A 12,521-nucleotide genomic window follows, 5' to 3' on the forward strand; every position below is an offset into this window, starting at 1 on the left:
GGGGCCAGGTCACCGCCAGGTGACCGGGCCCCGTCGCGTTCAGTGGGCGTTGGCCAGCGGCGGCGGGCGGCCGGGCTCGCCGGTGCGGGCCGCGGGGTCGACCGGGGCGTCGGTGGCCTGGCAGGTCGGGCACCAGTAGGTGATCCGCTCCTGCAGGTCCGGCCCCTGGTCGCCGCGCAGGACCGGCGTGCCGCAGCGGTAGCAGGGCTTGTCCTTGCGGCCGTACACCCAGTGGTCACGGCCGCGGCGCAGGTCGCCGGTGGTGCTCTGCTCGGGCCGGTCGCGGTTGGCCAGCATCAGCGCGCGGGTGCGCTCGACGAGCCCGGGGAGGTCCTCGACGTCGGCCACCCGCATCCACGGGTGCACCCCGCAGACGAACAGGCCCTCGACCTTGTAGAGGTTGCCCGGCCCGCACAGGTTGCGCTGGTCGAGGACAGCGACGCCGATCTGCTCGTCGGGGTGCGACCGCAGCCGGCGCAGGGCCTCCTCGAGGTCCCAGTCCGGGCCGAGGACGTCGGGGCCGAGGTGGCCGACGACGGAGTCCTCGTCCGCGGTGCGGACCAGCGCGACGTCGTGCAGCCGGTAGCCGACGCAGTCCCACCGGTCGGTGGCCAGGATCGCCCGGATCGAGAACGCCGGCCCACCGCGCCACCGGGCGCCCTTGCGGTAGATGTGCCAGCTGCCGTCCATCCGGTAGTGGGTGCGCAGCGTCCAGCCGTCGGTGAACCGGGTCAGCATGTGCTTGCCGCGGGGGACCACCTCGCTGACCGTGCGGCCGGTCAGGTCGGTCGCGGCCAGCTGGGGCACCCGGAGCTCGCCGCGGCGCAGCGTCTGGCCGGCCAGCGCGCTGTCCATCCGCTTGGCCGCCAGCCAGACGGTGTCTCCCTCGGGCACGTCCTCCAGTGTCCCCGGTGCGCATCGGCGCTGCTGGAGGGCGAGGGAGGTCACCCCGCGGGCGGGAAGCGCCGTGCGCCCGGACGCGCTGGGTCTGCCGTGCAGCGACGTCCCGACCCCAGCGACACGGCCGTCTCCCCCGAGCACGTGACCGGGGTTGCCGAGCCGGTCACGGTGACCGTCGCCCGCGACGTCCGCGGCGACCACCGGACGGCGTTCGAGCAGTGGGCCGGTGAGGTCCTCGGCCTGGCCGAGCGGTTCCCCGGCAACCTCGGCACCAGCCTGCTCCGCCCCGGTCCCGGCTCGACGCGGTACCACCTGGTCTACCGCTTCGCCGACGGCGAGTCGCTGGCCGGCTGGGAGCGCTCGGCGGAGCGTCAGGCGGCCCTCGCGCGGGTCGCGCACCTCTCCGACGGCGCCGACTACGCCCGCGTCGCCGGACTCGACAGCTTCTTCACCGCGCTGACCCCGCCGCGGCCGGGCCCGCGCTGGCGGCTCACGGTGCTGACCATCGCCGCCGTCTTCGGCATCACGCTGGCCTTCCAGCTGCTGGTGGCCCCGCACGTCGCGTCGTGGCCGCTGCCGCTGCGGCTGCTGCTGTCGGCCACGGTGGTCGTCGTGCTGCTCGGCCAGGTGGTCATGCCGCGGCTGACCCGCTGGTTCGCCCCCTGGCTGCGCGGCCGCCGCTGACCGCCCGCTCCCGGACGGGACGCCCGCTCAGTCGAGAGGACGGACGCCGCTGGCGCTGGTGCCGCGCGTCCCGGAGGTGCGGGTGAACGAGACCCGCTGGCCCTCCTCGAGCTCGCGGTAGCCGCCGTCGTCCTCGATCTCGGAGTAGTGCACGAAGACGTCGTCGCCGCCGTCGTCGGGGGTGATGAACCCGAAGCCCTTGTCGGGGTTGAACCACTGCACGGTGCCCTCGGCGTCCCCGCCGGAGTCCCCGCCGCGCGGAGCGCGGGCCGGCCGCTGGTCGCGGCTGCCCCGGTCGTCACGGCGGTCGCGCGGCGCGGGCCGGTCGTAGCCGCCGCGACGCGGGGTCGACGGCAGCAGCCGCACGGAGTCGGCCTGCAGGCCGCGGTTGCCCTCGACGAGCTCGAACTCGACCCGGTCGCCCTCCTCGAGGTCGCCGCCGCGGGTCACCGCGGAGACGTGCACGAAGACGTCCTCGGGGACGATGAAGCCGAACCCGCGGTCGGCGTCGAAGCGCGCCACGGTGCCCTGGACGACGATGCCGCGGGGCGCGCGGCTCCCCCCGGAGCGGCCGCGGTCGTCCCGCGACCCGCCGCGGTCGTCGCGACGGCCGCCGCGCGGGGCGCCGCCGGTCGGGCGCACCCGCTCGGCCTGCGGGCCACGCGGCCCGTCGGCGGCGTCGTACTCGACCGGCTGACCCTCGTCGAGGGAGCGGAACCCCCCGGTGTCCTCGATGGCCGAGAAGTGGACGAAGACGTCGTCCCCGCCGTCCTGCGGCTCGATGAACCCGAAGCCCTTGTCCGCGTCGAACCAGCGGACCGTGCCGGCTGCCATGTCTGTTCCCTCATCCCTCACGACTGCGACGGTCCACGGTACGCGCGGTGGCGCGGACGCCGGTCGGCCAGCCGCCGGAGGGTCACCCGCGCAGGCGCAGCCCGCGCGGGGTGGCGGCGAACCCGGCGGCCTGCAGCGCGGACGACAGCGGGGTGTCCTGGTGCACCGAGGCGCCGTCGGCCTTCTGCACGACCATCCGCCCCAGCGCTCCGGCCGCGACCGCGCCCGACAGCGCGGTGGCCGCCTCCTTGAGCGTCTGCTCGTCCTCGGTGAACGACAGCAGCGACTTGCCGCCGCGTTCCACGTAGAGCACGAGGTCGCCGTCGACCAGCACCACCAGGGCCCCGGCCTTGCGCCCGGCGCGGTGCCCGGTGGCCCGCTTTCCGCCGCCGGTGCCCTCGCCGACGTCGACGGCCACCTGTTCGGCGGACTCGCCGTCGGCCGGCCCGCCGCGCTCGGGCCACGGCAGCGCCGCGCCGTAGACGTTGGCCGGGTCGGTGGCCGCGAGCACCACCGCGCCCTCGGGGGCCCGGTCGGGGGAGGCGAACGCCCGCAGCCGGTCGACCGAGCCGGGGGTGCCGAACTGCGCGGCGCCGAGGGTCTCGACGAAGTAGCCGCGCCGGGCCCGGTTGTTCTCCTCGAACGCGCGCAGCACGGGGTAGACGGCGGAGAAGCCGCCGGGCACCTGCTCGGCCATCACCGCGCCGCGGGTGAGCACGCCGTGCCGCTCGAGCAGCGCCTCGGCGCGGGCGGTGGTGCGCCGGGTCGGGTTGGGCTCGCGCTCGGGCAGCCGCGACCACCGGCCGGCGACCGTGGGCGGCCCGGTGCGGGTGGGCATCGCCGGGCGGCCGAGCCGCGGACGGCCGTAGCGGGTGCGGTCGACCCGGGCCCGCGGCGGTGCCGGGGCCCGCTTGTGGGTGCCGCCGCCGGCCAGCCGGGTGCGCAGTGGGGCGAGGGTGTCGTTGGTGAGCAGCCCGGCCCACACCAGGTCCCAGACGACGTCGGCGAGCGCGGTGTCGTCGGTGGAGCCGACCAGGTCGGACAGCCCGCGGAAGAACACCGCCTGCCCGGCGGCGAGCTGCTCGAGGACGGCGAACGCGACGCCGCCCTCCTCCGGCGGCTCGACGACGTCGGGGAGCAGCAGCGGCGCGAGGTCGGCGGGCACCAGGCTCACCCAGCCGTCGCCGCCGGGCAGCCCGCCGGCGCCGGCCCACAGCACCTCGCCGGCGCTGGTGAGCTCGTCGAGCATCGCGGGGGAGTAGTCGCGGACCCGGCCGGGCAGCACCAGCGTCTCCAGCGCGCTGGCCGGGACGAGGGCGCCGGCCAGCTGCTCGACGACGGCGAGGACGCCGTCGACGCCGCGCATCCGGCTGCCCACCGACTGCCAGGACGGGGTGAACCGGGCCAGCGTGCCGATGGGCACCGGCTCGACCTCCTGGCGCAGCTTGGCCAGGCTGCGGCGGCGCACCGAGCGCAGCACCTCGGCGTCGCACCACTCCTGGCCGCTGCCGCCGGGGCGGAACTCGCCGGTGACCAGCCGGCCGGTGCCGACCAGCCGCTGCAGGGTGGCGGTGACGACCGCGACGCCGAGGCCGAGCCGGGTGGCCACCTCGGCGGGCTGGACCGGGCCGTGGGTGCGGGCGTATCGGCCGACCAGGTCGCCCAGCGGGTCGGCGACCGGCTCGGTGAACGCCTCGGGCACCCCGACGGGCAGCGCTGTGCCCAGGGCGTCGCGCAGCCGGCCGGCGTCCTCGATGGCGACGTACCGCTCCTGGCCGGCGATCCGCACGACGATCGCCCGCCGCGACGCGACCAGTTCCTCCAGCCACTCGGCGGGCACGCCGCGGGGCGCCGCCTCTTCCGCGGTGAGGTCGCCCAGCAGGCGCAGCAGGTCGCCCGCGCCGTCGACGTCGCGCGGGTGCCGCTCGGCGGGCAGCCGCTGCAGCTCGCGCTCGACCTCGGCCAGCGCCTCGGCGTCGAGCAGCTCGCGCAGCTCCGAGCGGCCGAGAAGCTCGGCGAGCAGGCCGGTGTCGAGGGCCAGCGCCTGCGCGCGGCGCTCGGCCAGCGGGGCGTCGCCCTCGTAGAGGAACTGCCCGACGTAGCCGAACAGCAGCGACTGGGCGAACGGCGAGGCCGCCTGGGTCTGGACGTCGACCACCCGCACCCGCCGCGAGCGGACGTCACGCATCAGCTCCACCAGGCCCGGCACGTCGTAGACGTCCTGCAGCACCTCGCGGGCCGCCTCGAGGGTGATGGGGAAGCTCGAGAAGTCGCTGGCCACGGACAGCAGCTGCGCGGCGCGCTGCCGCTGCTGCCACAGCGGGGTCCGCCGGCGCGGGTCGCGGCGGGGGAGCAGCAGCGCGCGGGCGGCGCACTCGCGGAACCGGCTGGCGAACAGCGCCGAGCTGCCGACCTCGGCGGTCACCTCGCGCTCGACGTCGTCGGGGTCGAGGACGGCGAGGTCGGCCTCCGGCGGCTCGCCGGTGGTGTCGGGCAGTCGCAGCACGATGCCGTCGTCGGAGTGCATGGAGGCGACGTCGACGCCGTAGCGCTCGCGCAGCCGGGCGGCGAGCACCAGCGCCCACGGGGCGTTGACCTGCGCGCCGAAGGGGGAGTGCACGACCAGCCGCCAGTCGCCGAGCTCGTCGCGGAACCGCTCCACCAGCAGCGTGCGGTCGTCGGGCAGGTGGCCGGTGGCCGCCTTCTGCTCGGCGAGGTAGGCGAGCAGGTTGGCCGCGCCCCAGTCGTCGAGGCCGGCGGCCTGCGCCCGCTCCCGGCCGCGCTCCGGCGTCGCGGAGCCGACCTCGCGCAGGAAGGCGCCCAGTGCCCGGCCCAGCTCCAGCGGCCGGCCGGGGGCGTCGCCGTGCCAGAACGGCATCTTCCCGGGCTGGCCGGGCGCGGGGGAGACGAGCACCCGGTCGTGGGTGATCTCCTCGATGCGCCACGAGGAGGAGCCGAGCAGGAAGACGTCGCCCACCCGGGACTCGTAGACCATCTCCTCGTCGAGCTCGCCCACCCGGCGCCCGCCCGACCCCTCGCCGCCGACGAGGAAGACGCCGAACAGGCCGCGGTCGGGGATGGTGCCGCCGCTGGTGACCGCCAGCCGCTGGGCGCCGGCGCGCGCGGTGAGGGTGTCGGTGACCCGGTCCCAGGTCAACCGCGGTCGCAGCTCGGCAAAGGCGTCGGAGGGGTAGCGCCCGGCGAGCATGTCGAGGACGGCGTGCAGCGCGGAGTCGGGCAGGCCGGAGAAGGGCGCCGAGCGGCGCAGCAGGGCCCCGACCTCCTCCACCGTGCGCGAGCCCTCCGACACGATCGCGACGACCTGCTGGGCGAGCACGTCGAGGGGGTTGCGCAGGTAGCGGATCGACTCGATGGCGCCGGCCTTCATCCGCTCGGCGACCAGCGCGCACTGCACCAGGTCGCCGCGGTACTTGGGGAACAGCACGCCCCGGCTGACCGCGCCGACCTGGTGCCCCGCCCGGCCCACCCGCTGCAGGCCGGCCGCGACCGTGGGCGGGGCCTCCACCTGGACGACGAGGTCGACCGAGCCCATGTCGATGCCGAGCTCGAGCGACGACGTCGCCACCACCGCCGGCAGCCGCCCGGACTTCAGCGCCTCCTCCACGACCGCCCGCTGCTCCCGCGACACCGACCCGTGGTGGGCGGCGGCGACCGGCCGCACGCCCTCGGGCACCCCGCCCCCCGAGCCGGCCTGCGCCATGAGCGCCGCGGCGTTGGTGCCCGGCGGGACGGTCTCGCCGGTGGCCCGCTCGTAGGCCATCTCGTTGAGCCGGCTGGTCAGCCGCTCGGCCAGCCGGCGGGAGTTGGCGAACACGATCGTGCTGCGGTGGGCCTCCACCAGGTCGAGCACCCGCTCCTCGACCGCCGGCCAGATCGACGCCCGCGGCTGGTCGCCGGCCGCCGACCCGTCGAGCTCACCGGTGGGCTGGCCCAGCTGGCTCATGTCCTCGACCGGGACGACGACCGACAGGTCCCACTCCTTGGCCGACGGCGGCTGCACGACCCGCACCGGGCGCCCGCCGGCGAGGAAGGTGGCGACCTCCTCGATCGGGCGGACCGTGGCCGACAGGCCGATCCGCTGCGCGGGCCGCTCGAGCAGCTCGTCGAGCCGGTCGAGGGAGACCGCCAGGTGCGCACCGCGCTTGCTGTCGGTGACCGCGTGGACCTCGTCGACGATCACCGTCTCGACGCCGCGCAGCGCCTCCCGGGCCGCGCTGGTGAGCAGCAGGAACAGCGACTCGGGGGTGGTGATGAGGATGTCGGTGGGGCGGCGGGTGAACGCCCGCCGCTCGTCGGCCGGGGTGTCGCCGGAGCGGATGCCGACCGAGATCTCCGGCCGGGGCAGGCCCAGCCGCATCGCCGCCTGGCCGATGCCCGTCAGCGGGGCGCGCAGGTTGCGCTCGACGTCGACGGCCAGCGCCTTGAGCGGGGAGACGTAGAGGACGCGGCAGCGGCGGCTCTCGTCGTCCGGCGGCGTGCTGGTCAGCCGGTCGAGCGACCACAGGAACGCCGCCAGCGTCTTGCCCGACCCGGTGGGGGCGACGACGAGGGCGTGCTCGCCGCTGCTGATGGCCTCCCAGGCGCCCTCCTGGGCGGCCGTGGGCTCGGCGAAGGCACCGGTGAACCAGGCCCGCGTGGGCGCGGAGAACCGGTCGAGAGCGGGCACGTCCCCAGTGTCCCCGGGGGTACGACAGTCCGCTGGCCTGCGGGGACGTCACCGGCCCGCGGGGTCGCCCGATCCGGTGGTGGCGTGCGGCACACTGCCGGGCATGCGCACCTCCCTCTACGAGGCCGGGCACGAGGACTTCCGGCAGACCGTCCGCACGTTCCTCGAGAAGAACGTCGCCCCACACCACGACCAGTGGGAGCGCGACGGGATCGTCCCGCGCGAGGTGTGGCTGGCCGGCGGCGAGCAGGGTCTGCTCGGGATGGACGTCGACGAGCGCTTCGGCGGCGGCGGGGTGCGCGACTTCCGCTACAACGCCGTCCTCGACGAGGAGGTCACCCGGATCGGCGCCAGCGGACTGGGCTTCGGGCTGCACAACGACGTCGTCGCCCCCTACCTGCGCGACCTGTGCACCGAGGAGCAGGCGCAGCGCTGGCTGCCCGGCTTCTGCCGCGGCGAGCTGATCACGGCGATCGCGATGACCGAGCCGGGCACCGGCAGCGACCTGCAGGCCATCCGCACCACCGCCCGCCGCGACGGTGACTCCTGGGTGCTCACCGGCGCCAAGACGTTCATCACCAACGGCATCAACGCCGACCTGGTGATCGTGGTGGCGCGCACCGACCCCGACGCCCCCGGCGCCAAGGGCACCAGCCTGCTCGTCGTCGAACGGGGCATGCCCGGCTTCACCCGCGGCCGCAACCTCGAGAAGGTCGGTCTCAAGGCCCAGGACACCGCCGAGCTGTTCTTCGACGAGGTGCGCGTGCCGGCGGAGAACCTGCTCGGCACCGAGAACCGCGGCTTCGCCCACCTCATGGACAACCTGCCGCAGGAGCGGCTGTCCATCGCCGTCGGCGCGGTCGCCGCCTGCGAGACGGTGCTCGCCCGGACCCTCGAGTACGTGACCGGCCGGACCGCATTCGGCCGGCCGGTCGGCAGCTTCCAGCACAGCCGGTTCGTCCTCGCCGAGCTGCACACCGAGACGACGATCGCGCGCACCTTCGTCGACGAGTGCATCCGGCAGCTGGGCACCGGCGAGCTGACCGCCGTCGACGCCGCCATGGCCAAGTACTGGACGAGCGAGCTGCAGAACAAGGTCGCCGACCGCTGCCTGCAGCTGCACGGCGGCTACGGCTACATGGACGAGTACCCGGTGTCGAAGGCCTGGCGCGACGCCCGCGTGCAGTCGATCTACGGCGGCACCAACGAGATCATGCGGGAGATCATCGGCCGCTCGCTGGGACTGTGACCACGCAGGCGGGCCCCGACGTCGGACGGGTCCAGCGGCGCACGGTCGGCGTGCTGTCCGGCGCGGTGGCGCTGGCCGGGCTCGGGGTCACCGTGGGCATAACCATCGGCGGCCTGCTGGCCCGCGAGGTGGCCGGCAGCGACGCCGCGGCCGGCCTCGGGCAGACCGCGGGCGTCCTCGGTGCCGCGGTGCTCGCCGTCCCGCTGGCTCGGCTCTCCGACCGCACCGGCCGGCGCGCCGGGCTGGCCGCCGGGTACGCCGTCGCCGTCGGCGGTGCGCTGCTGACCGTGCTCGCGGCCGCCCTGTCGTCCCTGGCGCTGCTGCTCGCCGGGCTGTTCGCCGCCGGCGCCGCCACCGCCTGCGGCCTGCAGGCGCGCTACGCCGCCGCCGACCTGGCCGCACCCGAGCGGCGCGGCCGCGACCTGTCCCTGGTCGTCTGGGCGACGACGGTCGGCTCGGTCCTCGGCCCGAACCTCGCCGCGCCCGGCGCCGACCTGGGCCGCGCGCTCGGCCTGCCCGCGCTCGGCGGCGGCTTCGCCGTCTGCGCGCTCGTCTTCGCCCTCGTCGCGGTCGGCCTGCTGGCCGGGCTGCGGCCCGACCCGCTGCTGCTCGCGCGCCGGCTGCGCGGGCCGGCCGACGGCGGGCCGGCGCGCGGCCGCACGCGCACGGCGCTGGCCGAGGTCTGGCGCGCACCCGACGGGCGGCTGGGACTGGTCGCCGTCGTGGTCTCCCACTCCGTGATGGTCGGCGTCATGGTCATGACGCCGGTGCACATGGGGCACGCCGCTCACGACGACGCGACGACCTTGCGGCTGGTCGGCGTGGTCATCAGCGTGCACGTCGCCGGGATGTACCTGTTCTCGCCGCTGGTCGGCTGGCTCGCCGACCGGGCCGGACGCCGGGTGACGGTCGCCGTCGGCGCCGGCCTGCTGCTGGCCGCCGCCGCGATCGCCGGCACCGCCCCACCGGAGGCCGCGGGCCGGCTCGGCGTCGGCCTGCTGCTGCTCGGGGTGGGCTGGTCGTGCGGGCTGATCGCCGGCTCGACGCTGGTCACCGAGTCGGTGCCCGCGGAGAGCCGGCCGACGGCCCAGGGCGGCACCGACCTGCTCATGGGGCTGGGCGCGGCGGTCGCCGGCGCCGCCGGAGGGCCGCTGCTGGCCGGCGGCGGCTACGGCCTGGTGGCGGGCGTGTCGGCGGCGCTCGTGCTGCCGCTGGCGCTGGTGTGGGCCCGGCGCTGAGCGGTCAGCGGCCGCGCAGGTTGCGCCAGAGCAGCACCAGCGTCACGACGAGGCACAGCGCGATGCCGATCTCCAGGACGGTGTCCCAGGTCGCCGAACCGGTGGTGGGGAACACGCCTCCAGGATAGTCCGCGTATCATGAAGCCACTTCACGGTGAAGGGGGCTCACGATGACCGCCGACGACCCACGGGTGGCGGCCCTGGACCGCGTGCTCGAGCTGACCGTGCTCCTCGGGCGGGACATGACGGCCTCCCTCGCCGCCTCCGGCCTCACCGTCGCCCGCACCACGCTGCTGTGGCACCTGCGCGCCGCGGGACCGAGCACCCAGCGCGCGCTGGCCGACGCGCTCGGGGTGAGCGCCCGCAACGTGACCGGCCTGGTCGACGGGCTGGTCGCGGCCGGGCTGGTGACCCGCGAGCCGCACCCGGGCGACCGCCGGGCCGCCCTGGTCACCCCCACCGCACGCGGGCATGCGCTGCTCGACGAGCTCGCGCGCGGACAGGCCGAGCTGGCCGGCCAGCTCTTCGGCGGGCTGCCGGCCGACCGGCTCGACGGGCTGGTGGCCGCGCTCGACGACGTCCTGGAACGGCTGCGGGCGCTGGTCCCGCACGGGGCCGCCGCGGAGGAGGAGGGCCGGTGACCGCCCGCGGGCTGCTGCGCGCCGCGGTCACCGCCGAGGTCGGCGTCTGGCGCAGCCTGGGGCGCTGGGTCCGCCGCCGGCCCGACGTGCCGGCCGGGGCCGACGCCTTCTCCTACGCCTCGGCGGCGTCGCCGGTGCTGTGGACCTTCATCGTGCTGTCGGCGGTCGAGATCCCGCTGGTCGACTGGCTGCTGCCCTGGCCCTCGCTGCGGATCGCGCTGCTGGTCGTCGGCGTCTACGGGCTGCTCTGGATGGTGGGCCTGCTCGCGGCGATGCGCGTGCACCCGCACACCGTCGACGACGGCGGTCTGCGCGTGCGGGCGGGGTGGTCGGTCGACGTCCGCGTGCGGTGGGAGGAGATCGCCGCCGTCCGGGTGCGCCGGCGCAGCGTCGAGGGCTCCCGCACGGTCGTCGTCGCCGAGGAGGGCGGCCGGCGTGCGGTGTCGGTCGCCGTCCTCTCCTCCACCCAGGTCGACGTCGAGCTGCGGGCGCCGCTGGTGCTGCCGCTGGCGCGCACCGGCGGCCGGCCGGTCGACGAGCTGCGGCTGGCCGCCGACGACCCCGCGGCGCTGGTCCGGCGGCTGCGGGCCGGGCTGGCCCACCACGCCGCCGCCGAGGGGGACGCGCGCTAGCGTCGAGGCGTGCGCCTGCAGGAGTTCTGGTCCCGGCTCGACGAGCAGTTCGGGTCGATGCGGGCGCAGAGCGTGGCGCGCGACCACGTCTTCGCCGCGCTCGGCGGGCGGACGGCCGTCGACGCCATCGAGGCGGGGCTGCCGGTGCGGCGGGTCTGGCTGGCGATCTGCGAGGAGTACGACGTCCCGCCGCGGGAGCGCTGAGCCGGTCGGAGCCGGGCGACGGCGTGTCGCTCGACTCGAACACGTGTTCGTCCTACAGTGGCGGACGCGTCCACAGGGGGGTCGTCCCTCCACAGGCCGAGCCGGTCACCGGAAAGTGTCGGACCCCCGGCCTACCGTCGCCTCCGACACCGCTCCGACTCCACGACACGCGACTTCCCGAAGGTGAGCAGCATGGCAACGCTGGACCGCGACAAGGCCCTCGACATGGCCCTCGCCCAGATCGACAAGCAGTTCGGCAAGGGCTCGGTCATGCGCCTGGGCGACAGCGCCGCCCAGGCGATCAAGGTCATCCCGACCGGCTCGATCGCGCTCGACATCGCGCTGGGCATCGGCGGCCTGCCGCGCGGCCGCGTCATCGAGGTCTACGGCCCCGAGGCCTCCGGCAAGACCACGGTCGCCCTGCACGCGGTGGCCAACGCCCAGGCCGCCGGCGGCATCGCGGCCTTCATCGACGCCGAGCACGCCCTCGACCCGGAGTACGCCCGGGCCATCGGCGTGGACACCGACGCGCTGCTGGTCAGCCAGCCCGACACCGGTGAGCAGGCGCTGGAGATCGCCGACATGCTCATCCGCTCCGGCGCGCTCGACATCATCGTCATCGACTCCGTGGCGGCCCTCGTGCCCCGCGCCGAGATCGAGGGCGAGATGGGCGACAGTCACGTCGGTCTGCAGGCCCGCCTCATGAGCCAGGCGCTGCGCAAGATCACCGGTGCGCTGAACAACTCCGGCACCACCGCGATCTTCATCAACCAGCTGCGCGAGAAGGTCGGCATCGTCTACGGCTCGCCCGAGGTCACCACCGGTGGGCGCGCCCTGAAGTTCTACTCGTCGGTCCGCCTCGACGTCCGCCGCATCGAGACCCTGAAGCAGGGCACCGAGGCGGTCGGCAGCCGGGTGCGGGTCAAGGTCGTCAAGAACAAGGTCGCCGCACCCTTCAAGCAGGCCGAGCTCGACCTGCTGTGGGGTCAGGGCTTCAGCCGCGAGGGCGGCCTGATCGACGCCGGCGTCGAGCACGGCTTCATCCGCAAGTCCGGCGCCTGGTACACGTACGAGGGCGACCAGCTCGGCCAGGGCAAGGAGAACGTCCGGGCCTTCCTCCGTGACAACCCCGACCTCGCCGACGAGATCGAGAAGAAGGTCAAGGAGAAGCTGGGCGTCGGTGCCACGCTCGACGCGCCGGCCGCCGACCCGGCCGACTTCTGAGCGACTCCGTGACCGGCTGGTCAGGCTCGTTCTCCGAGGAGATCGACCCCGAGCAGTCCGGCCGGCGCGGCCGCGGGGCCCGTCCGTCGGGTCCCGGCGGCCGCGCCGGCCGCCCCCGGGGGGGGGGGGGGGGGGGCCCCCCCAGCGCGCCCCCCCCGCCCGCCCGCGGGGGTGCCGCCGCGGCCGACCCGCCCGGCGCGGGGGAGGCACCCACCGAAGGCGGGGTGG

10 protein-coding genes are annotated in these 12,521 nt (G+C 76.0%); 7 read left to right on the forward strand and 3 right to left on the reverse strand.

The features are described 5' to 3' along the window. Positions 1–39: 39 nt before the first annotated feature. Positions 40–894, reverse strand: coding sequence for a DNA-formamidopyrimidine glycosylase family protein (locus ACI79V_RS23935; protein ID WP_456876242.1), 855 nt, complete (start codon positions 892–894; stop codon positions 40–42). A 99-nt stretch (positions 895–993) separates the two neighbouring features. Between ACI79V_RS23935 and ACI79V_RS23940 the strand changes: the two genes are divergently transcribed. Then, a complete protein-coding gene (locus ACI79V_RS23940) occupies positions 994–1,584 on the forward strand; it encodes an antibiotic biosynthesis monooxygenase (RefSeq protein WP_456893377.1) in 591 nt (196 codons plus the stop codon). 27 nt (positions 1,585–1,611) lie between these two features. Here ACI79V_RS23940 and ACI79V_RS23945 read toward each other — a convergent pair whose 3' ends face one another. Both ACI79V_RS23945 and ACI79V_RS23950 read right to left on the reverse strand, forming a co-directional pair. After that, entirely contained in the window at positions 1,612–2,418 is an 807-nt protein-coding gene (locus tag ACI79V_RS23945) for a cold shock domain-containing protein (RefSeq protein WP_456893379.1), read from the reverse strand. An 82-nt stretch (positions 2,419–2,500) separates the two neighbouring features. Then, a complete protein-coding gene (locus ACI79V_RS23950; protein ID WP_456893381.1) occupies positions 2,501–7,105 on the reverse strand; it encodes an ATP-dependent helicase in 4,605 nt (1,534 codons plus the stop codon). Positions 7,106–7,208: 103 nt separating this feature from the next. Here ACI79V_RS23950 and ACI79V_RS23955 point away from each other — a divergent pair, with 103 nt between their 5' ends. The 6 genes from ACI79V_RS23955 to recA all read left to right on the forward strand — a co-directional run bounded on the left by ACI79V_RS23955 (position 7,209) and on the right by recA (position 12,293). Then, positions 7,209–8,354 carry an acyl-CoA dehydrogenase family protein gene (locus ACI79V_RS23955; RefSeq protein WP_456893383.1) on the forward strand — a complete coding sequence of 382 codons (1,146 nt, stop codon included), beginning with the start codon at positions 7,209–7,211 and terminating at the stop codon, positions 8,352–8,354. Continuing rightward, a complete protein-coding gene (locus ACI79V_RS23960; protein ID WP_456893385.1) occupies positions 8,351–9,592 on the forward strand; it encodes an MFS transporter in 1,242 nt (413 codons plus the stop codon). The genes ACI79V_RS23955 and ACI79V_RS23960 overlap by 4 nt, the downstream gene beginning before the upstream one ends. A gap of 170 nt (positions 9,593–9,762) precedes the next feature. Further along, the gene (locus ACI79V_RS23965; RefSeq protein ID WP_456893387.1) at positions 9,763–10,233 is read left to right on the forward strand and encodes a MarR family winged helix-turn-helix transcriptional regulator; all 471 of its coding nucleotides are present in this window, start codon (positions 9,763–9,765) and stop codon (positions 10,231–10,233) included. Then, complete coding sequence (locus ACI79V_RS23970) at positions 10,230–10,865, forward strand: hypothetical protein (protein ID WP_456893389.1); 636 nt, start codon at positions 10,230–10,232, stop codon at positions 10,863–10,865. The genes ACI79V_RS23965 and ACI79V_RS23970 overlap by 4 nt, the downstream gene beginning before the upstream one ends. A gap of 9 nt (positions 10,866–10,874) precedes the next feature. Further along, positions 10,875–11,069, forward strand: a complete 195-nt coding sequence (locus ACI79V_RS23975) for a DUF3046 domain-containing protein (protein WP_456876250.1) — start codon at positions 10,875–10,877, stop codon at positions 11,067–11,069. A 192-nt stretch (positions 11,070–11,261) separates the two neighbouring features. Continuing rightward, the gene (gene recA / locus ACI79V_RS23980; RefSeq protein ID WP_456876251.1) at positions 11,262–12,293 is read left to right on the forward strand and encodes a recombinase RecA; all 1,032 of its coding nucleotides are present in this window, start codon (positions 11,262–11,264) and stop codon (positions 12,291–12,293) included. Positions 12,294–12,521 lie beyond the last annotated feature (228 nt).

The sequence above is a fragment of the Geodermatophilus sp. SYSU D00700 genome (assembly GCF_054050255.1).

What these genes read in the sequence shown, in the direction of transcription:
- ACI79V_RS23965 (WP_456893387.1), top strand. Translation starts at nt 9,763, where the DNA reads ATGACCGCCGACGACCCACGGGTGGCGGCCCTGGACCGCGTGCTCGAG.
- recA (WP_456876251.1), top strand. Translation starts at nt 11,262, where the DNA reads ATGGCAACGCTGGACCGCGACAAGGCCCTCGACATGGCCCTCGCCCAG.
- ACI79V_RS23955 (WP_456893383.1), top strand. Translation starts at nt 7,209, where the DNA reads ATGCGCACCTCCCTCTACGAGGCCGGGCACGAGGACTTCCGGCAGACC.
- ACI79V_RS23945 (WP_456893379.1), bottom strand. Translation starts at nt 2,418, where the DNA reads ATGGCAGCCGGCACGGTCCGCTGGTTCGACGCGGACAAGGGCTTCGGG.